At 70.2% G+C, this 20,361-nt stretch carries 17 protein-coding genes; 3 read left to right on the top strand and 14 right to left on the bottom strand.

Annotation, left to right across the window (positions count from 1 at the left end; translation table 11 throughout):
• Positions 1-35: 35 nt before the first annotated feature.
• Positions 36-1,463 carry a lipase maturation factor family protein gene (locus tag ACQHII_RS42505; protein WP_427924259.1) on the top strand — a complete coding sequence of 476 codons (1,428 nt, stop codon included), beginning with the start codon at positions 36-38 and terminating at the stop codon, positions 1,461-1,463.
• Here the strand turns inward: ACQHII_RS42505 and ACQHII_RS42500 are convergent.
• The 8 genes from ACQHII_RS42500 to ACQHII_RS42465 are packed head-to-tail and all read right to left on the bottom strand — an operon-like array spanning position 1,451 to position 9,348.
• Positions 1,451-2,290 (bottom strand): amidohydrolase family protein, encoded by an 840-nt coding sequence (locus ACQHII_RS42500; RefSeq protein WP_427924258.1) that lies wholly within the window; start codon positions 2,288-2,290, stop codon positions 1,451-1,453. The two genes, ACQHII_RS42505 and ACQHII_RS42500, sit on opposite strands and share 13 nt — an antisense overlap.
• Positions 2,287-2,601: an L-rhamnose mutarotase gene (locus ACQHII_RS42495; protein WP_427924257.1), complete on the bottom strand. Its 315-nt coding sequence runs from the start codon at positions 2,599-2,601 to the stop codon at positions 2,287-2,289. The genes ACQHII_RS42500 and ACQHII_RS42495 overlap by 4 nt, the downstream gene beginning before the upstream one ends.
• Positions 2,598-3,587 (bottom strand): aldo/keto reductase, encoded by a 990-nt coding sequence (locus ACQHII_RS42490; RefSeq protein WP_427924256.1) that lies wholly within the window; start codon positions 3,585-3,587, stop codon positions 2,598-2,600. Before ACQHII_RS42490 ends, ACQHII_RS42495 begins: the two co-directional genes overlap by 4 nt.
• The gene (locus ACQHII_RS42485; protein ID WP_427924255.1) at positions 3,584-4,339 is read right to left on the bottom strand and encodes an SDR family NAD(P)-dependent oxidoreductase; all 756 of its coding nucleotides are present in this window, start codon (positions 4,337-4,339) and stop codon (positions 3,584-3,586) included. Before ACQHII_RS42485 ends, ACQHII_RS42490 begins: the two co-directional genes overlap by 4 nt.
• On the bottom strand, positions 4,336-5,685 hold the full coding sequence (locus ACQHII_RS42480) for an L-fuconate dehydratase (protein WP_427924254.1): 1,350 nt from the start codon (positions 5,683-5,685) through the stop codon (positions 4,336-4,338). The genes ACQHII_RS42485 and ACQHII_RS42480 overlap by 4 nt, the downstream gene beginning before the upstream one ends.
• 60 nt (positions 5,686-5,745) lie before the next feature.
• Positions 5,746-6,774, bottom strand: coding sequence for an ABC transporter permease (locus tag ACQHII_RS42475; protein WP_427924253.1), 1,029 nt, complete (start codon positions 6,772-6,774; stop codon positions 5,746-5,748).
• Positions 6,767-8,278, bottom strand: a complete 1,512-nt coding sequence (locus ACQHII_RS42470; protein ID WP_427924252.1) for a sugar ABC transporter ATP-binding protein — start codon at positions 8,276-8,278, stop codon at positions 6,767-6,769. The genes ACQHII_RS42475 and ACQHII_RS42470 overlap by 8 nt, the downstream gene beginning before the upstream one ends.
• Positions 8,275-9,348, bottom strand: coding sequence for a sugar ABC transporter substrate-binding protein (locus tag ACQHII_RS42465; RefSeq protein ID WP_427924251.1), 1,074 nt, complete (start codon positions 9,346-9,348; stop codon positions 8,275-8,277). Before ACQHII_RS42465 ends, ACQHII_RS42470 begins: the two co-directional genes overlap by 4 nt.
• Before the next feature lie 163 nt (positions 9,349-9,511).
• On the opposite strand from ACQHII_RS42465, the gene ACQHII_RS42460 reads away from it, so the two are divergent.
• Positions 9,512-10,213 carry a FadR/GntR family transcriptional regulator gene (locus tag ACQHII_RS42460; protein WP_019068307.1) on the top strand — a complete coding sequence of 234 codons (702 nt, stop codon included), beginning with the start codon at positions 9,512-9,514 and terminating at the stop codon, positions 10,211-10,213.
• Between the two features lie 72 nt (positions 10,214-10,285).
• On the opposite strand, the gene ACQHII_RS42455 is transcribed toward ACQHII_RS42460, so the two are convergent.
• The gene (locus tag ACQHII_RS42455; RefSeq protein WP_427924250.1) at positions 10,286-11,179 is read right to left on the bottom strand and encodes an AraC family transcriptional regulator; all 894 of its coding nucleotides are present in this window, start codon (positions 11,177-11,179) and stop codon (positions 10,286-10,288) included.
• Positions 11,180-11,275: 96 nt separating this feature from the next.
• Here ACQHII_RS42455 and ACQHII_RS42450 point away from each other — a divergent pair, with 96 nt between their 5' ends.
• Complete coding sequence (locus ACQHII_RS42450; RefSeq protein ID WP_427924249.1) at positions 11,276-12,034, top strand: nuclear transport factor 2 family protein; 759 nt, start codon at positions 11,276-11,278, stop codon at positions 12,032-12,034.
• Between the two features lie 157 nt (positions 12,035-12,191).
• Here the strand turns inward: ACQHII_RS42450 and ACQHII_RS42445 are convergent, their stop codons facing one another.
• Genes ACQHII_RS42445 through ACQHII_RS42425 form a run of 5 tightly spaced genes read right to left on the bottom strand, consistent with a single transcriptional unit; the run spans position 12,192 to position 20,356 of the window.
• Complete coding sequence (locus tag ACQHII_RS42445) at positions 12,192-15,206, bottom strand: alpha-mannosidase (RefSeq protein WP_427924248.1); 3,015 nt, start codon at positions 15,204-15,206, stop codon at positions 12,192-12,194.
• Between the two features lie 42 nt (positions 15,207-15,248).
• On the bottom strand, positions 15,249-17,267 hold the full coding sequence (locus ACQHII_RS42440; protein ID WP_427924247.1) for an endo-beta-N-acetylglucosaminidase: 2,019 nt from the start codon (positions 17,265-17,267) through the stop codon (positions 15,249-15,251).
• On the bottom strand, positions 17,264-18,520 hold the full coding sequence (locus ACQHII_RS42435) for a glycoside hydrolase 5 family protein (RefSeq protein ID WP_427924246.1): 1,257 nt from the start codon (positions 18,518-18,520) through the stop codon (positions 17,264-17,266). Before ACQHII_RS42435 ends, ACQHII_RS42440 begins: the two co-directional genes overlap by 4 nt.
• Before the next feature lie 43 nt (positions 18,521-18,563).
• A complete protein-coding gene (locus ACQHII_RS42430) occupies positions 18,564-19,466 on the bottom strand; it encodes a carbohydrate ABC transporter permease (protein ID WP_427924245.1) in 903 nt (300 codons plus the stop codon).
• Entirely contained in the window at positions 19,463-20,356 is an 894-nt protein-coding gene (locus tag ACQHII_RS42425; protein WP_201049696.1) for a carbohydrate ABC transporter permease, read from the bottom strand. Before ACQHII_RS42425 ends, ACQHII_RS42430 begins: the two co-directional genes overlap by 4 nt.
• Positions 20,357-20,361: the final 5 nt, after the last annotated feature.

Below are 20,361 nucleotides of genomic sequence, written 5' to 3'. Positions count from 1 at the left end.
TCGAGGTGTGACGATGGAGGGAGGAGCGCACGGTCGTGGGATGGTTCACCGCACCCGACTACTGGCTGAGCCGGCTGGTCTTCCAGCGGGCCCTGGCCGGTGTCTATCTGGTCGCGTTCCTCACGGCGGCGCTGCAGTTCCGTGCGCTGATCGGTGAGCGGGGCATGCTGCCGGTCCCCCGGTTCGTCCGCCGGATGCCGTTCGGGCGGGCCCCGAGCCTCTTCCAACTCCACTACTCCGACCGCTTCTTCGCGCTCTGCGCGTGGACGGGCTGCGCGGTGTCGGTGGCGCTGGCCGCCGGGCTCGACTCCCGACTCCCCCTCTGGGGCGGGATGTTGCTGTGGCTCCTGCCCTGGGCGCTGTATCTGTCGATCGTCAACGTCGGGCAGACCTGGTACGCGTTCGGCTGGGAGTCGCTGCTGCTGGAGGTCGGCTTCCTGGCCGTCCTCCTCGGCAACGACGAGGTGGCGCCACCGATCGTGGTGCTGTTCCTGCTGCGCTGGATCCTGTTCCGGGTCGAGTTTGGCGCGGGCCTGATCAAGCTGCGCGGCGACGCCTGCTGGCGGAAGCTGACCTGTCTGGACTTCCACCACGAGACACAGCCGATGCCGGGCCCGCTGAGCTGGTTCTTCCACCGTCTCCCGCGCCCGCTGCACCGGATCGAGGTCGCGGCCAACCACCTCACCCAACTCGTCGTGCCCGTCCTGCTGTTCACCCCGCAGCCGGTCGCGACGGCCGCCGCGTCCCTGATGATCGCCACTCAGCTGTGGCTGGTCCTGTCCGGCAACTTCGCCTGGCTCAACTGGATCACCATCGCGCTGGCTCTCTCGGCGCTCCGACTCCCCCGCACAGCACCGTCGCCCGCCCCCGGCCCACCGCCCGTCTGGTACGAGGTGGTGGTCCTGGCCGTCGCCGCCCTGCTGCTCCGGCTCAGCCACCGCCCGGTCCGCAACATGCTCTCCCGCCGCCAGATCATGAACCGTTCCTTCGACCCGCTCCATCTGGTCAACACCTACGGCGCGTTCGGCAACGTCGGCCGCGTCCGCTACGAGGTGGTGGTCGAGGGTACGACGGATACCGTCCCGCGCGAGGACTCCGACTGGCGGGAGTACGAGTTCAGGGGCAAGCCGGGCCAACCGCGCCACTGGCCGCGCCAGTTCGCGCCGTACCACCTGCGGCTGGACTGGATGATGTGGTTCGCGGCGCTCTCCCCCGGCTACGCCGAGCCGTGGTTCGGTGCCCTGGTGGAACGGCTGCTGGAGAACGACCGGGACACGCTACGACTGCTGCGCCGCTCGCCGTTCCCGCCGCAGGCGCCCCCGCGTTACGTCCGGGCCCGTCTCTTCCGCTACCGCTACACGAGCTGGCGGGAGTTGCGGGAGACGGGCGCCTGCTGGGAGCGGACGTTCGTGCGGGAGTACTTCCCGCCGACCAGGCTGGCGAGAGTGGTTCAGAGGCCGTAGACGCGAGTCGCCGTGCCCTCGAAGACCTCGGCGCGTTCAGCCGCGCTGAGACCGTCGGTCAACTCGCCTGTCGCGGCGGCGACTTCGCCGTAGCTCGCCGCCAGGGTGCACACCGGCCAGTCGGTGCCGAACATCAGCCGGTCAGGGCCGAAGGCGTCGAGCGCCACGTCCGTGCAGGGGCGCAGGTCCCGGGTGCTCCAGTTCTTCCAGTCGGCCTCCGTGACCAGGCCGGAGAGTTTGCAGTGGATGTTGGGGAGTGCGGCGAGGGAGCGCAGGGCGGCCTCCCACGGCTCCAGTCGGCCCGAGGCGATGGGCGGCTTGCCCAAATGGTCGAGGACGAAGGTGAGTTGAGGCAGGGACGCGGCTGCCTGGACACTGGCCGGGAACTGGTGGGGCAGCACGAGGAGGTCGTAGACGAGCCCCGCGTCGGCCACGGCCGCGAGGCCACGGCGTACGTCGGGGCGCAGCAGCCAGTTCGGGTCGGGTTCGCCCTGTACCTGGTGGCGGATGCCCTTCAGGTAGTGGCCGCCGGGGAGTTCGCGCAGCCGGGCCAGTTCGTCGGCGATGTCGGGGCGGGTGAGGTCGGTCCAGCCGACGACTCCGGCGATCAGGTCGTGCGTGTCGGCGAGGGCGAGGAACTCCGGGGTCTCCTCGGCGACGGTGATGGTCTGGACGAGGACGGTCCGGTCGACGCCGGCCGCGCGTGCCTCGGGTTCGAGGTCGGTGACGGTGAAGTCGCGGCGGATCGGCTGGAGTTCGGGGCCGGTGATCCAGTCCTGGTCGCGGACGGAGAGGTCCCAGACGTGGTGGTGGGCGTCGACGGTCATAGCAGCTCCCATACGACGGGCAGGCCGGCGTCGGCGCCCTCGCTCGTGTAGTCGTGCACCACGTCCAGGAGTTGCGCCATGCGGGCCTGCCAGGCGATGTTCACCGGGAGCTGTTCCAACTCGGCCAGCAGGCGGGCGTAGTCGGCGCACTCCAGGACGTGGAAGAGGTCGGTGCCGCTGCGCCAGATCGTCCAGGAGGTGGCACCGGCGGCCCGGATCGCGGCGGTGAGTTCCTCGGGGACCTCGCGGTGGGCACTCTCGTACGCGTCGACGCGATCGGCGCGCACCTTGGTGTGGAGGGCCACTCTCAACTCGGCTCCTCGCTCGGTACGGGAGCGTCGGCGGACAACAGCCCCGTGTCCCGCAGCTCCTGCCAGAACGCGCCCGGCACCTCGGCCGCGAACTGCTCGGCGCAATCGCGGACTTCGGCCTCCGAGCGGGCGCCGACCAGGACGCTCGCCACGGCCGGATGCGCGGCACAGAACGCCAGGGCGGCGGCGCGCAGGGTCGTGCCGTGCCGCTCGGCCGCCTCCTTCATGCGCAGCGCCCGGTCCAGCACCTCGGCCGGTACCTGGGCGTAGTTGTAGGTCGCGTCGGGCTTCGGGTCCGCCAGCAGGCCGGAGTTGAAGGCGCCGCCGATGACGACCGACTTGCCGCGCGCGAGGGCGGACGGGAGCAGTTCGGCGAGGGCGCTCTGGTCGAGCAGGGTGTACCGCCCGGCGCACAGCACCACGTCGACGTCCGTGTCCTGGATGAAGCGGGTGAGCATCCCGGCCTGGTTCATACCCGCGCCGATGGCGCCGACGACACCTTCTGCGCGGAGTTTCTCCAGGGCGGGATAGCCCTCGCGGAAGGCCTGTTCGGCGTGGTCGTCGGGGTCGTGGAGGTAGACGACGTCGACGCGGTCGAGGCCGAGCCGTTCCAGGCTGGCGTCCAGGGTGCGGCGGATCCCGTCGGCGGTGAAGTCCCAGACGCGGCGGCTGGTTGCGGGCACGGCGAAGCCGTCGGCGAGGTCGTCGCCGGTCACCTTCTGCACTGGTTCGAGGCGGCGGCCGACCTTGGTGGAGATCGCGTACTGAGCGCGCGGACGGTCGCGCAGCGCGGAGCCGAGGCGCCGCTCGGACAGGCCGATGCCGTAGTGGGGTGCGGTGTCGAAGTAGCGGATGCCCTGCTGCCAGGCGGTGTTGACGGCTTGGTACGCCTGCTCGTCGTCGACCTCGGTGAACAGGTTGCCCAGCGGGGCGGCGCCGAGACCGAGCCCGCCCACCTCGACCCCGCTGCTGCCGAGGGTGCTCACTGGCCCACCGGCCTCAGCCGCAGGCCCTGCATGCCGCCGTCCACGGCGAGCGAGGTGCCGGTGGTGGCGCCGGACAGCGGGCTCGCCAAGTAGGCGATGGCGCCCGCGACTTCGGCCGCCGAGACGAGCCGGCCGGAGGGCTGGCGGGCGGCCAGGGCGGCGCGTTCGGCGGCCGGGTCGGCGGCCGAGTCGAGGAGGCGGCCGACCCAAGGGGTGTCCGCCGTACCGGGGTTGACGCAGTTGACGCGGATGCCCTCGCGGAGGTGGTCGGCAGCCATGGCGAGGGTGAGGGACTGCACGGCGCCCTTGGTGGCGCTGTAGAGCGTGCGTTGGGGCAGTCCGGCGGTGGCGGCGATGGAGCAGGTGTTGACGATCGCGGCGTGGGAGGACTCGCGCAGGTGCGGGAGCGCGGCGCGGGTGACGCGGACCATGCCGACGACGTTGACGTCCAGGACGCGGTGCCACTCGTCGTCGTCGTTGTCCTCGACGGTGCCCTGCGCGCCGATGCCCGCGTTGTTCACGACGACGTCGAGTCCGCCGAGGTCGGCGACGGCGGAGGCGACGGCCTGCCGTACGGAGGCGTCGTCGGTGACGTCGGCGCGGTAGCCGAGCAGCGGCTTCTCGACACTGCTGGGGTCCAGGTCGAGAACGGCGACCGACGCGCCCCGCTCGGCGAGGAGTTCGGCGGTGGCCCGGCCGATACCGGAGGCGCCGCCGGTGACCAGGGCCTTGAGGCCCTCGAAGTCGGTCATGCCGCGTGTCCCTTCTGGCTGCCGAGGTCGGCGGCCCAGAAGGTGCCGCCGGGGAACGTATAGCGCGCGATGGACTCGGGCCGCATGGTGGCCGAGAAGCCGGGTGTGCTGGGTGCCATGTAGTGACCTTCGCGGATCACCACCGGATCGAGGAAGTGGTCGTGCAGATGATCCACGTACTCGATGACGCGGTCGTCGGTGGTGCCGGAGACGGCGAGGTAGTCGAACATCGAGAGGTGCTGGACGAGTTCGCACAGTCCGACGCCGCCCGCGTGCGGGCAGACGGGCACTCCGAACTTTGCGGCGAGCAGCAGGATCGCGAGGTTCTCGTTGACTCCGCCGACGCGGGCCGCGTCTATCTGGAGGATGTCGAGGGCGCCGGCCTGGAGCAGCTGCTTGAACACGACGCGGTTCTGGACGTGTTCGCCGGTGGCGACCTTCACCGGAGCCACGGCGGCGCGGATGGCGGCGTGGCCGAGGACGTCGTCGGGGCTCGTGGGTTCCTCGATCCAGTACGGGTCGAACTCGGCGAGGGCCTTGGTCCAGCGGATCGCCTCGTCCACGTTCCAGCGCTGGTTGGCGTCGATCGCCATCCGGATGCCGGGGCCGACGGCCGAACGGGCCACGCGGCAGCGGCGGATGTCGTCGTCGAGGTCGGCGCCGACCTTCAGCTTGATCTGCCGGAAGCCGTCGCGGACCGCCTGCACGGCGAGCCGGGTGAGCTTCTCGTCGTCGTAGCCGAGCCAGCCGGCGGAGGTGGTGTAGGCGGGAAATCCCGTCTCCAGAAGGCGAGTTCGGCGCTCCTCGGCGCCCGCCCGGCCGCGCCGCAGGATGTCCAGGGCCTCGTCCGAGGTGAGGGCGTCGGTGATGTACCTGAAGTCGATCTGGCTGACGAGCCATTCGGGGTCGGCGTCGGCGAGGAGCTGCCACAGGGGCTTGCCCGCACGCTTGGCCGTGAGGTCCCAGGCCGCGTTGACCACGGCGCCGATCGCCATGTGCATCACGCCCTTCTCGGGCCCCAGCCAGCGGAGTTGGCTGTCGCCGATCAGGTCGCGGTTCAACGTCCCCGGGTCCGCGCACAGTTCGTCGACCGACCGGCCGATCACATGGTCCCGCAGCGCGTGGATCGCGGCGACCTGGACTTCGTTGCCCCGCCCGATGGTGAAGCTGAACCCGTGCCCCTCGTGCCCGTCGGCCGCGTCGGTGCGCAGGACGACGTAGGCCGCCGAGTAGTCGGGGTCCGGGTTCATCGCGTCGGAACCGTCGAGCTCGCGCGAGGTGGGAAAACGGATGTCGTAGGTGTCGACCGCGGTGACGCGAGCGGACGGGCCGGGGATCGGTGACACGGAAGGCCTTTCGGTCGGGTACAGGGATCCGGTGCCGTGCGGGTGCCGGAAGCCGGGCGGTCAGTCCTGGGCGCGGCCCGTGGTGATGCGGGCGATCATGAGGGCGACCAGGATGATTCCGCCGTAGATGGCCTGGATCCAGAAGGAGGGGACCTGGGCGAGGGTGAGCAGGTTCTGTACAACTCCCAGGAGGAGTACGCCGGTCAAGGCGCCGAACATGGTGCCCTTGCCGCCGTCGAGGCTGATGCCGCCGATGACCGCCGCCGCCATCACGGTGAAGATCATGTTGTTGCCCTGGTTGGCGCTGATCGCGCCGACGTAGCCGGTCTGCATGATCCCGCCCACCGAGGCGAGGACACCGGCGACGATCGACACCCCGAGGAGCATCCGGTCGACGCGGATACCGGCCGCGCGGGCCGCCTCCTGGTTGCCGCCGATCGCGTACAGGGCGCGCCCAACGCGGTGGTACTTGAGCACGAACCCGGCGACGGCGAAGCAGACCGCGGCGAGCCACACCGACATCGGGACGCTCAGGAAGGTGCTGGTGGCCAGGGTGAAGAAGGAGTCGGGCATCCCGAACAGCGTCTTGCCCTTGGTGGCGCCGACCAGCAGTCCGCGCAGCACGATCAGCATCGCGAGGGTGACGATGAAGGCGTTGAGCTTGAACTTCACCACCAGGATGCCGTTGAAGGCGCCGATGATCCCGCCCACGACGAGGATCGCGACCAGGGCGAGCGGCGCCGACCACTCCGTGCCCCAGCCGGACTCGGCGGCAGGCAGGACCAGCAGGGCGCCGATGGCGGGCGCGATGCCGACCACCGACTCCAGCGAGAGGTCGATCTTGCCGGTGATCAGGATCAGCGACTCGGCGAGCACCACCATCGCGAGCGCGGCGGAGGCGCCCAGGATGGAGATCAGGTTCCGCTCGGTGAGGAACGAGTCGTTGACGATCGCCCCGAGCACCAGGAGCACCAACAGGGCTGGTACGAGGGCGAGTTCACGGGCCCGGCGGAGCAGGACCGTGCGGGCCGAGGCCGCCCCGGTGGCGCGTGGGGCGGCGAGCGGCGGGGCCGCCTTGGTGTCAGCCATGGTCCACTCCTTCGATGGAGGCGATCAGCTCGTGGTCGCGCCAGCCCGCCGGGTGCTCGGCGACGACACGGCCGTGGAAGAGGACGAGGACGCGGTCGCAGCGCCGCAGGTCGTCCAGTTCGTCGGAGACGACGAGCACGGCGGTGCCGTCGTCGCGGGCGCTGTCCATGCGGGCGAGCAGTGACTCCTTGGACTTCACGTCGACGCCCGCGGTGGGGTTGATGAGGACCAGCAGCCTGGGGTCGGAGGCGAGGGCGCGGGCCATGACGACCTTCTGCGCGTTGCCCCCGGACAGGTCGGATACGGGCTGGTCGGGGCCCTCGGCGTGGATGTCGAGCCGGTCGATCAGCTCGGTGGCGAAGCCGCGTTTGCGGTCGGTGGCGACGAACCCGAAGCGGCCGAGCCGGTCGAGGACGGTCATGGTGGCGTTGTCCCCGATCGACATCCCGAAGACCAGACCTTGGCCGTGGCGGTCACGCGGAACGCAGCCGACACCGGCTTTCAACGCGGCCTGCACATCCCCGAACGGCAGCTTCTCGCCATCGAGTTGGGCGGTGCCGCCGGTCGGCGTGTACAGCCCGGTGAAGGACTCGGCCAGCTCGATCTTGCCGCTGCCACTGGACCCGGCGAGTCCGACGACCTCGCCGCGGCGGACGGAGAGGTCGACGTTCTCGTACGACTCTGAGGTGAGCCCGCGCGCGTCGAGCAGTACGGGTGCCGCGTCGTCCAACTCCCGCAGCTGCACGTCCAGTTCGGCGATGGACTCCCCCGCCATGGCCTCCACCAGGGCGCGGCGCGGGAGCTCGGCGACCGGTGCGGTGGTGATCCAGCGGGCGTCGCGCAGCACGGTGACGGTCTGGCACACCTCGTACACCTCCTGGAGGTGGTGCGAGATGAACAGGAAGGTGACACCGGACTCCTGGAGCGCCCGCATCCGCGTGAAGAGCCGTTCGATCTCCCGGTTGTCGAGCTGGGCGGTCGGCTCGTCGAGGACGATGAACCGGGCGCCGAAGCTCAACGCCCGGGCGATCTCCACCATTTGGCGGTCCTCGACCTTGAGGTCGGCGGTGCGCGCCTCGGGGTCGACGCGCACGTCCCAGGTGTCGAGGAGTTCCGCGGCCTCGGTGCGGAGCCTGCGCCAGCTGATGACTCCGCCGCGCAAGGTCGGCTGACGGTTGATGAAGAGGTTCTCGGCGACCGTCAACTCGGGTACCACGGTGGGCCGTTGATAGACGCAGGCCACCTTGGCGCGCCAGGCGTCCCGGTCGGCGAGCGCGGGCGCGGGCGCGCCGTCGAAGCGGACCGTGCCCTCGTCGGGGGCCGCCAGGCCGGTGAGGACGGTGACGAGGGTGGACTTGCCGGCGCCGTTGCGGCCGACCAGGGCGTGGGACTCGCCAGGCAGCACGGTCAGTCGACCGTCGGCGAGGGCGACGGTGGGGCCGTACCGCTTGACGATGCCCCGCGCCTCGACAAGTGGGATCAACGGGCTTTTCTCGATGCTCATTTGACCGTGTTGCCCCAGAGCTTGGGGTCGTCGACGTTGTCCTTGGTGACCAGGGGCGCGGGCAGCTGGTCCTCCAGGATGCCGCTGGGCAGCTTGACGATCGTGGAGTCGTGGTCGGTGGGGCCGGGCTCGAAGGTCTTCCCCGCCATCGCGGCCTTGATGTAGTACATGCCGTACTTCGCGTAGGCGTCGGCCGGCTGGGAGACGGTGGCGTCGATCTCGCCCTTGCGGATCGCGTCGAACTCCTGCGGGATGCCGTCGTTCGAGACGATCGTGATGTGCCCGGCCTGGCCCGCAGTCTTCAGCATGCCCTTGGACTTGAGGGTCTGGAGGGTGGGCGCGAGATAGACGCCGCCCGCCTGCATGTAGATGCCCTTGATGTCGGGGTTGGCGTTGAGGAGCGTGTCGAGCTTGGAGGCCGCCGTGTCGGACTCCCACTTGGCGGGGATCTCCAGGACCTTCAGCTTCGGGTACTTCTTCTTCACGCAGTCCCTGAACGCCTCCGACCGGTCACGGCCGTTGACGGACGCCAGGTCGCCCATGATCTGCACGACCTTGCCGCTGGTGATGTGCGCCCCGAGGTATTCGCAGGCCTTCTCGCCGTACGCGACGTTGTCGGCGCGCACGACCATCGCGACCTTGCCCTTGTCGGGCGCCACGTCGACGGCGACGACCGGTACGCCCTTGCGGTCCGCCTGGTCGAGGCCGGCTTCGATGGCGGCGCTGTCCAGCGGGGCGACGACCAGGCCCTTGACGCCCTGGTTCAGCTCGTTGTTGATGTCGGTGATCTGCTGCGAGGGGTCGCTGTTGGAGTTGACCGTCTTGAGCGCGTCGACACCTTCGGACTTCGCCATCTTCGGCACGTAGTCGTTGTACGACTGCCAGAACGGCGAGGTCAGCAGGGGCAGGATCACCCCCACCTTGCCGGTGCCGCTGCTGCCGCCGGCGCTGCTCGCGCCGGTGTCCTTGGTGCTGCCGCACGCGGTGAGCACGAGCGCGGTGCCCGTGACCGCGGCCACCGCACCGACCATGCGCAACCTGCTGCGTATCCCCACTGTCCTGCCGAGCATTTGGTGGCTCCTCGTTGAGCGTGTCCGAGCAGATGACCGCATATTTATCAGACCACTTCCCCGAAACAACACCCCGCAGAGGCAGTTTTTCCGGGATTTCCGCAGTAGTGGTCCGACCACCTCAGCGGTTAGACTGCGGCGCACCCGGTGAGTGGAGGATTGCGTGGACGAGACGGCTCCGCCGAAGGGCACCGTGACGCAGCGCGCCATCGACTCGATCAAGGCGTTGATCGGCGAGGGCCGTCTGGAGCCGGGCCAGCGGCTGCCCACCGAGCGCGATCTCGCGGCCCAGCTGGGCATCTCCCGCAGTTCGATGCGCGAGGCGATCCGCGCGCTCACGGTGCTGGGCGTCCTGGAGGCCCGGCACGGTTCGGGCATCTACGTCACCCAGCTGGAGGCCGGCGACCTGCTGGAGACCTTCGGTGTCGTCGCCGACCTCTCCCGCGGGCCGCGCCTGGTGGAGCTCCTGGAGGTCCGCCGCATCCTGGAGTCGACGGCGACCGCCCTGGCCGCCGCCCGCATCACGCCCGACCAGCTGGCCGAGGTCGAGAAGCACCTCACGGCGATGAACGCCACCGACGACCCCGAGGAGATCCTCGCCCACGACCTCGCCTTCCACCGCGAGATCGCCGCCGCCGCGGGCAACGACACCATGGCCGCGATCCTGGAGGGCCTGTCGTCCCGGACGTTCCGCGCCCGGGTCTGGCGCGGCTACCAGGAAGAGGGTGCCTTCACCCGCACCCGCCGCGAACACGCGGCCATCCACCGGGCGTTGGTGGCCCGCGACCCGGAGGCGGCCCGGGCGGCGGCGGCCTCGCACGTGGGCGAGGTCGAGGAGTGGCTGCGGTCGCAACTCGGGGCGTAGGGGCGGGAGTTCGGGCACCTGTGCTGTCCTGATGCCCAGGAGCGCGTGGTGGGCGGCGGGCGGTTCGCCCGGTCAGCGCTGGGTGTCGCGGAAGGCGCCCGGGGTCAGTCCGGTCACGCGGGTGAAGAACTTGCTGAAGTTGGTGGGTTCGGTGAAGCCGAGCCGGTGGCTGATCGCCGCGACGGGCAGATCGGTATGGGCCAGTTGGCGTTTGGCCTCCAACAGGACCCGGGCGTCGATGAGTTGCTTCGCAGTGTGGCCGGTGGCCCGCCGACAGGCGCGGTTGACCGTCTTGAGTGAGTAGCCGAGCCGGGCCGCGTAGTCGTGGGCCTGGCGCAGGACCGCGAAGGATCGCTCCAGTTCGTGCCGGAACAGACGGTACGGCTCCTCCGTGGACGCCTGTGTGCGGCCGTCGTCGGCGGGGAGGCGCGCGATGCGCAGCAGCAGGGCCGCGAGGAGCTGGCGCAGCAGTTCCTTCGTGATCTCGGGGTCCTGTCTGGGGAGGTCGGCGTACTCGGCCGCGAGATCGGCCAGAGCGCGGCGGAACCGGTCGCGGTCGTCCGGGCCGAGCAGCCAGTGGGCCGGGCCGAAGACGTCGTCCGTCACCCGCACGATCGTGGGAAAGCGGGGCGGGAAGTCCGGGGTGAACAGGACGACGGTCGCGTCCAGGTCCGGCCGAGCGCCGCCGGACGTCATGGGCAGACGCTGCACCTGGCCGGGCCGGATGTACAGCAGTGTCCCCGGCCGGAGCGGCACGTCGACGAAGTCGACCATGCCGGTCGCCTCGCCACCGTGGACGAACGTGAGGTGATGGAAGTCGAGCCGGTGCACCCGCCTGAACTCCGCTCCCGGAAGTCGACGAGCGAGGTCCGCGAAGGTGACGACCTCCATCAGCAGATCCGGCCTGAGCGGATTCCGATAACCCCGCTCGATCACCGGCACGTGTCCCATTTCGACCATGGTCATGCCCGACTCTACCGTGCGCCGGGGCGAGCCGGCCGGGAGAGTGGACGCAGTCCGGCGGGCAAGGTGCCGCCGGAACCCTCAGACAGGAGAGGTGCCATGGGCAACAAGGAGATCGTCCTCAAGGCGGCCGGTGAGCTGTTCGGCGACAAGGACCCGAGCGCGGTGGACCGCTGGGTGGCCGATGACTACCGTCAGCACAGCAGCCTCGCGGCGGACGGACCCGAGGCACTGCGGCAGCTGGTCGCCGGGCTGCCGGACGGCTTTCGCTACGAGGGTGCACGGGTGATCGCCGACGGCGACCTGGTGGCGCTCCACGGCACGTACCACGGCTTCGGCCCCGAGCCCCTGGTCGCCTTCGACCTGTTCCGCGTGGACGCCGACGGCAGGCTCGCCGAGCACTGGGACGCCCTGACACCGGTTGTGCCGACGACCGCTTCCGGACGCTCGCAGACCGACGGCCCGGCCGAGCCGACCGACCTCGAACAAACCGAAACCAACCGCGATTTGGTCGCCGGGTTCGCGGAGAAGGTCCTCAAGGGCGCCGACTACTCCGTGCTCACCGCCTACGTCTCCACCGAGACCTACCGCCAGCACAACCCGGAGGCGGCCGACGGTCTGGACGGCTTCGGCGCCGCCGCTGCCAAGTGGGCCGAGCAGGGCAAGAACCTGGTCTACAAGAACGTCCACAAGGTCGTGGCCGAGGGCGACCTCGTGCTCCTCCAGTCGGAGGGCGAGTTCGGGGTGCCGGTCGCCTACTGGGACCTGTTCCGGGTCGCCGACGGCAGGATCGTCGAGCACTGGGACGTCATCGCTCCCGTCCCGGCCGAACTGCCGCACTCCAACGGCCTGTTCTGAGGTCCGGCGCGTATGTGTCGCGCACCCCGAGAAGCCCGCGGACCCGATCCGCGAGGCGGGGCGGGCCGCCACCGCCGGACCGTCCCGCTCCGCCCTGCCTGTGCGCCGGACGGAGGGGACGCGACGGAAGCCGTGGTCCTGCGGCCTCCTGGTGCGCTCAGGCGCGCCGGAACCGCAGCGTCACCAGCTCGAACGGCCGTAGCCGCAGGGCCAGTCGCTCGCCCTCACGGGTCACCTCTCCGGCATCGGCCGACGGACGTTCCAGCAGGTCCGTGGCCTCGACGGAGTCGAAGGGGAAGCCGACCGTCAGCCTCGCCCTGGCCCGCCCCCCGTGGGCTTCGTGGAACCGGACCACGACATCCCCGCTCCCGTCGTCCGCCAGCTTCACCGCCGTGACGACGACCGAGTCCCGGTCCACGCTCACCAGCGGCGCGACCTCCTGCCCGCCGGTGACCCGCCGCTCCGGCAGATTGATCCGCCAGCCCTCGCGCACCGCGTCCCCGATGCCCGCGCCCGGCACCAGCGCGTGCCGGAACCGGTGGACGCCCTGGTCGGTCTCGGGGTCCGGGAAGCGCGGGGCACGCAGCAGGGAGACGCGGACCGTGGTGGTCGTGCCCTTGTCTCCGTCGGTGCGGACCGTACGGGTCACATCGTGGCCGTACGTCGAGTCGTTGACGACGGCGACACCCCAGCCGGGTTCCTCCAGGTGGACGAAGCGGTGGTTGCAGGCCTCGAACTTGGCGGCCTCCCATGAGGTGTTGGTGTGCGTGGGGCGGTGGAAGTGCCCGAACTGGGTCTCGGACGCGTACCGTTCGGCGTGCACGTCGAGCGGGAAGGCGAGCTTGAGGAACTTCTCGGTCTCGTGCCAGTCGACCTCGGTGTCGATGAGCAGTCGCCGCTCCCCGGGGGCGAGGGACAGCAGTTGGGTGACCTTGGACGCGCCGAAGGACCGTACGATCCGCACCGTGTTCCCGTCGGCGACGACCTCCTCCACGTCCGTGAGGTCCGTGACCGTGTTGCGGTAGAACTCGTCGACGTCCCAGGCGTCCCACATGTTCGGGAAGTCCGGGTGGAGTTGGAGCAGGTTGGCGGCCAGGCCGGGGGCAATGGTCTCGCGGTCGGCCTCGATGTCGTAGGCGGAGACGACGAGTCCGCGGGCGTCGATCTCGATGCGCAGCAGGCCGTTCTCGAGTACGTGTCCGCCGCCGACCCGTGTCGCGAGGGCCGACTCGCCCTCCGCCGCCGGGACTTGGGCGCCTCCCGCGAGAACGCCGTCGCGGGTGTGGGGCGCCGAGTTGAACACCAGCTCGCGCGTCCCCTCCCCCGCCAGTGCGCGCTGGGCCGCGTCGATGATGCCGTTCAGTTCGGCGGCCAGTCCCTCGTAGGTCTTCCGGGCCTCGCGGTGCACCCAGGCGATGGAGGAGCCGGGGAGGATGTCGTGGAACTGGTGCAGCAGCACCGTCTTCCAGATCCGGTCCAAGTCCTCGTACGGGTAAGGGAATCCGGCCCGTACGGCGGCCGTGGCGGCCCACAGCTCGGCCTCGCGCAGGAGGTGTTCGCTGCGGCGGTTGCCCTGCTTGGTCTTGGCCTGGCTGGTGAGGGTGGCGCGGTGGAGTTCGAGGTACAACTCGCCGACCCAGACGGGGGGTTCGGGGTATTCGGCCTCGGCCTTCTCGAAGAACTCCTTCGGCGTTTCCCAGGCCACGGCCGCGGAGCCTTCGAGGTCGCGCAGGCGGGCCGCCTTGGCGACCATCTCGCGGGTGGTGCCGCCGCCTCCGTCGCCCCAGCCGGTGGGCGCGAGGGAGTGGCGGGCGACGCCCTTGTCCTTGAAGTTGCGTGCCGCGTGGGCGATCTCGCGGCCCTGCATGGAGCAGTTGTAGGTATCGACGGGCGGGAAGTGGGTGAAGATCCGGGTGCCGTCGATGCCCTCCCAACGGAAGGTGTGGTGCGGGAACTTGTTCGTCTGCGACCAGGAGATCTTCTGCGTCAGCAGCCACTTGGAACCGGCGGCCTTGATGATCTGCGGAAGTCCGGCGGCGAAGCCGAAGGTGTCGGGCAGCCAGGCCTCCTCGTTCTCGATGCCGAACTCGTCGAGGAAGAACCGCTTCCCGTGCACGAACTGACGGGCCATCGCCTCCGAGCCCGGCATGTTGGTGTCGGACTCCACCCACATGCCGCCGGCCGGCACGAACCGCCCGTCCGCCACCGCCTTCTTGACCCGCGCCCACACCTCGGGCCGGTGCTCCTTCACCCAGGCCCACTGCTGGGCCTGGGACATGGCGAATATGAAGTCGGGTTCGTCCTCAAGGAGTGCCGTCATGTTGGACGTTGTCCGGGCCACCTTGCGGACCGTCTCGCGCAGCGGCCACAGCCACGCGGAGTCGATGTGCGCGTGCCCGATGGCGCTGATGCGGTGCGCGGACGGCACGGCGGGCGTCGAGAGGACGGCCGTCAGCTGTGAACGGGCCTGTTCCGCAGTGCCGTTGACGTCTTGGAGGTCCACCGCGTCGAGTGTCTTCTCGACGGCCCGCAGCAGGTCCCAGCGGCGCGCGGAGTCCACCGGCAGCTCGGCCATCAGCTCGCCGACCACCTCCAGATCGAGGACCAGCTGCCAGACGTTCTCGTCGAGGACGGCGAGGTCCATGCGGGTGAGCGTGTACTGCGGCTCGCTGCCGGCGGTCTCCTTGTCGCCCAACTGCGTGGGCAGGAACGGGTGGTAGTCCAGGACCACCGGGTTGGACGCGGCCTCGACGTACAGCCGCACCTCCTCGCCGCCGGCGACGGGTGCGCCGATCCGGACCCACTGGTTGCGCGGGTTGAGGCCCTTCACGGGCGTGCCGTCGGGCCGGTAGACGAGGCCCTCGCACTGGAAGCCGGGCATGTTCTCGTCGAAGCCGAGGTCGAGCAGTGCCTCGACGGTCTTCCCGGCCCACTCCTGCGGGACGGTCCCGGTGACACGGAACCAGCTGGTCCCCCAGGGAGCACCCCACCGGGCGCCCACCTCGATCGGTTCGGGTGTGCCCGCGAGCCCCTCGGCCACGGGCACCGGCTCGTCGGGCGCGTGCCAGACGGCCACTTCCAGCGGCACCGACTCGGGATACACGGCGGGACGGATGCGCTCTTCGAGAACACGCTTGAGGCGGGCTTCGACCAGGCTGCGGTCGTCATGCATGTGGGGTGCTCCGTGGCTCGGTTGCGGGTGGGACTACGGGTGTTACCAGGCGTGGGCGACGGTCACGGGGGCCGACGCTGTGTACAGCTCCCCTGTCGCGCGCAGTTCGAACCACGCCTGCTGCTCGCCCTGTTCGGCCGTGAGCCCGCCGACGTAGAAGGCGCGCTGGCAGGTGCCGCCGAGGAATCGCCGGGTGCCGTCGGGCAGCAGCCGGTACAGCGTGTAGTGGCGTACGGCACCGGGCGCCGCGTCCCAGGCGAAGCGCAGGTTGCCGCCGGTGGCGGCGCTGATGAGGAAGTTGGCGGGAGCGGCCGGCGTCGGCGACGCGTCGGCATCGCGCACGGCGAGACCACCGAGCCGCCAAGTGACCGGCCCCTGGGTCGCGGTGAGTCGTACACCTATGGCGTGGAGCGTGCCGGAGAGACCGGTGAGCGGCACGGTCACCGTCTGCCAGCCGCTGCCCGGGGCCGTCACCGGCAGATACGTGTACGGCGATGGCGCCCCGGCCGTGCTCGGTTCGGCGGTGGCGACGGCCAGTTCGACGTTCGCGCTGCCGCTGTCGGTGCGGAAGGTCAGGTCGGCCACCGTGTCACCGGTGATCGGCAGCTGGGTGGCGTACAGGTCCAGCGTCGTCGGCTGGTCCAGTGCGCCCGAGACCAGCACACTGCTGCCGCCCCGCCATGCGTCCGCGAAGTCGAAGGTGACGGTGGGCCGTTGACCCGTCGTGCGCACCGACCACCGGCGGGACGGCAACCGGTCCTGGAGTCCGAGGTGGTTCCACTGCGCGTCCGAGGTGACCGTGCCGTCCTCGTACCAGCGCAGCCCGTGCCCGGTGTTGAAGACGCTCGCGAACGGCAGTGCCCCGCCCACCGTGGAGCGATCGGCGACCGACACGGCCGGCGCCCGCCACGGGTCGGTGCTGTCCGGCATCGACGGGTCGAGTGAACGCCCGGTCCAGAAGCGGTCGTCGGCGGCGTGGAAGTCGCCGGGGGTGCGGGTCGCGGGCAGGTGGTTGCGGGTCCACTCGGGCCGGTAAAAGCCGACGGACGTGATGTGCGCCTTGGTCGTCGGCACCATCGCGTCCCAACTCACCGACGTGTTCGACCCGTTGGACTCGACGTCGACACCCGCCCACAACTCGTAGCGGCTGCGGCCCAGTCCGTCGGCCTTCGTGCCGGAGGCGGCCAGGGTGCTCGTGCTCCACCGGAAGTCGATGAACATGTCGTTCGCGGCCTGGAAGAACGCCTGGTTCGAGGTGTTCAGCGCGCCCTGCCAGCTGACCGTCCCGTTCACGGTCATCGCGTCGTACCAGGTGACCCGCTGCCCCTGCGCGGCGGCAAGGGACTTCAACTCGCTGACGAAGCCCTGCATGTCGGTGCCGAGCGCGGTGTTGCCGCCGCCGGTCTCGGCGTTGACGAACCAGCCGTCGAAGCCGTACGCGGCGGCCACCGCGACGAGTTGGGCGGCGAGCGGGAAGTGCCCGGCGGCATCCTTCTGCACCAGGTCGCGGGTCCACTGGAGTTGACCGCCGTAGGCGACGGGCGGCAGGAAGATGTTGCCGAGGACGGGGACGCCGTGCCGGTGGGCGGCGTCCACGATCGGCGCGTTGGGGGCGAGGATGATGCCCTCGCCGGACGAGCCGCCCCAGAAGACGAGTTCGTCGAGGTAGGACCAGTGGGTGAGGGCGTAGTAGTCGGCGGTGGCCGCGCCCTGGGAGGGGTTGCTCGACGTCGGCCCGAAGGAGACCAGGGACTGGATGCGGGCCTGGCCGGAGCGGGCGGTGGTGTTGGCCGGGGTCGGGGTGAAGCGCGCGGCCAGAGGGACGGCGGCGGCGTTGAACGCGAGGTCCGTGTCCGAGGCTGCGGTCCAGGTCTTCAGGCTGCGCCAGGTGATGCCGGTGCCCGGGGTGCCGGAGGGCAGGGAGTCCGGGTACCAGTAGTTCGCGTACGGCGGGGTCGCGGTGGCCGCGGCCTGCCCTGACGCGTAGGCGGGCAGGGGCAGTTGGGGCATCAGGGCCGCCGCGCCGGCAGCGAGCAGGACGGTGCGTCTGGTGGGGTTCACGAGCTGGCGTCTCCTTGTGGGGTGGGGAGTACCTGATCGGGAGTGACGACTTCGGTGATGCCGCGCGCGGCGAGGTGTTCCTTGTCGTCCGCGCGCACGTCGAGGACGGTCGCCGGGCGGGCGCCGTCGGCGACGAGTCGGAAGTAGGCGTCGAAGACCCGCCCGCCGGGACCGCAGACCGAGCGGACCGACGGATCGGCGGGCACCACGAGCGCCGTGCTGCGGGTGGCGGGCGCGTACGTGGGCTCGCGGGCCGCCTCCGCCAACACCAGCGCGATGTCCTTGGGCTGCCGGTCGTTGGTCAACAGGCCCAGCCCGTATTCGAGTTCGGGGAAGTCGGCGAGATCGCGGGACACGTCGTGCGAGCACCACCAGGTGATGCCCCAGAGATCGGGACAGTCCAGGGCGTTGGCGATGGTCGCGGAGGCGAAGTCCGCCGCGTGCTCGACGGGGACGAGTGGCTGGGGCGCGCCGACCTCCTGGAGCCAGACGGGCCGGTGCGCCTCGTCGGCCCATGCCTTGCTCAACTCGACGAGATACGCAGCGTGATGCTCACTCGGTACGGATGTCCGGCCGTGGCGCTGGGCGGTGCCGTTGAAGACCCAGGAGTGCACGGCCGTCATCGCGCCCCTGCGGGCTGCCTGGGCCGGGGTGAACGGCATGTCGTCCTGGTACCAGGTCGCGTCGTACTCGGCGTGCAGATGCGGCTTGCCGGGCGCGCCCTCCGCGCAGGCGGCGAGCATCCGCTCCAGCCAGGCGTCGATCTGGTCCTCGGCCGCCCGGTCCGGGTCCGGATGCGGGCCCGCCGAGAACTGGTTGACCTCGTTGCCGAGGGTCATGCCGATGAAGTTCGGCCGGTCGGCGAGGGCGGCGGCGAGGGTGCGCAGATAGGCGGCCTGGCCGTCGAGGACGTCCGGGTCGGTGAAGAGGTTGCGCCGGTGCCAGGTGCGGGTCCAGGCGGGCAGATAGTCGAAGCTGCTCAAGTGCCCTTGCAGACCATCGACGTTGACGTCGAGCCCGCGCTCACCGGCCGCGTCGACGAGCTGCACGAGTTGCTCTACGGCGCGCGGCCTGATCAGCGTGCGGTTGGGCTGGAAGTACGGCCACAGCGGAAAGACCCGGATGTGGTCGAGGCCCAGTTCGGCGATCGAGTCGAGGTCGGCGCGTACGGAGTCGAGGTCGAAGTCGAGCCAGTGGTGGAACCACCCCTGGCTGGGGGTGTAGTTGACGCCGAAGCGCACGGCAGAAGACATCGGGATCCTGGTTCTGTAGTGCGTGTCTGAAGGCAAGGAGACGTCAGCCCTTCACGGCGCCTTCGCCCACGCCCCGGAAGAAGTACCGCTGGAGGCAGGCGAAGAGGGCGATCAGCGGGGCCACGGCGATCACCGTGCCTGCGGCGACGAGGCGTTCGTCGTTGGCGAAGGTGCCGTGCAGATAGTTGAGGCCGATGGTGAGCGTGAACTTGGACGGGTCGCTGAGCACGATGAGCGGCCACAGGAAGTCGTCCCAGGCGCCCATGAAGGCGAAGATCGCGACGACCGCGATCGTGCCCTTCACGGACGGCAGCGCGATCCGCAGGAACCGCTGCCACACGTTGGCGCCGTCGACGTAGGCCGCCTCCTCTATCTCGTACGGCAGGTTGAGGAAGGCGTTGCGCATCAGCAGGACGTTCATCGCGCCGATGCAGCCCGGGAGGACCACCCCGATCAGGGTGTTGTTGAGGCCCAGCTCCCGCATGGTGGTGAACTGGGCGATGATGATGCCCTCCACCGGCACCAGCATCGCGAGGATGAAGACGAGGGTGGCGACGCGGCGGCCCCGGTAACGCAGCCGGGCCAGCGCGTAGCCCGCGAGCGCCGAACCGACGCAGTTCGTCACGACGTTGGCGGAGGCGACCTTCAGCGAGTTGAAGGCGTAGTCCCACACCGGGATGGTGTCGGCGACCCTCTTGTAGTTGTGCAGGGTGGGGTGTTCGGGGAGGAAGGTCGGCGGTGAGCTGTAGATGTCCTCGGTCGGGCCCTTGAGCGAGGTGGAGAGCTGCCAGAGGAAGGGGCCGACCGTGATGGCGAGAACGGCGAGCAACAGCGTGTAGCGCAGGGCGAGTTCCCAGACGCGGATGCGGCGGCCGTGCTCGTCGGTGACGCGGGGTTCGCGAACCGCCGTCTTCTGGACGGGTCTTGTGCGCTCGATGACGCTCAAGCGTCCTCCTTCCGGTCGGCCCGCAGGACCAGCAGCATCAGGGCAACCGTGACGACGAAGACGACGACGGAGAGCGCGGAGGCGTAACCGACCCTGCCGGTCAGCCCCGTACCCGTGCGCTGGACGAGCATCACGAGGGTGGTGTCCTCGCCGGCCGGGCCGCCGCTGGGGCCCGCCATCAGATAGACCTCGGAGAACACCTTGAAGGCGGCGACCGAGGACAGCGCGCCGACGAGGACCATGGTGGAGCGGACGGCCGGCACGGTGACCGTGAAGAAGCGGCGGACCGCGCCCGCGCCGTCGACCGAGGCGGCCTCGTGCAGTTCACGCGGTACGTTGGCGAGCGCGGCCAGATAAATGATCATGTAGTAGCCGAGGCCCTTCCAGACCGTGACGGCCATGGCGCTCAGCAGCAACAGCCACTGGTCGCTCAGAAACCCGATCCGGCCGACGCCGATCGACTCCAACAGCGAGTTGACCAGGCCGCGTTCGTCCAGCAGCCACACCCAGATGAGTCCGACCACGACGATCGAGGCGACGACCGGGGTGTAGAAGGCGGACCGGAAGAAGGTGATGCCGGGGATGTTCTTCTGCACCAACAGGGCGAGCAGCAGCGGGAGTACGACGAGTGCGGGGACCACCCCGAGGATGTACAGGGTGCTGTTGCGCAGGCCGGTCCAGAACATGTCGTCGTGCCACAGCTCGCGGAAGTTGGCGAAGCCCACGAAGTGGCCCGGAATCAGAGTGCGTCGGTCGGTGAAGGCGTTGGCCAGCGTGGAGCCGAACGGGTAGAGGATGAAGGCGCCGGTGATCAGCAGCCCGGGGGCGGCGAACAGCCACGGGCTGGTGGGCAGTTGGCGCCGCACCCGGGAGACGGTGGAGAGAGCCATCTCGG

The organism is Streptomyces sp. cg40 (assembly GCF_050320165.1).
Classification (GTDB): domain Bacteria; phylum Actinomycetota; class Actinomycetes; order Streptomycetales; family Streptomycetaceae; genus Streptomyces; species Streptomyces hokutonensis.
This window is presented reverse-complemented; position numbering and strand designations above follow the sequence as displayed.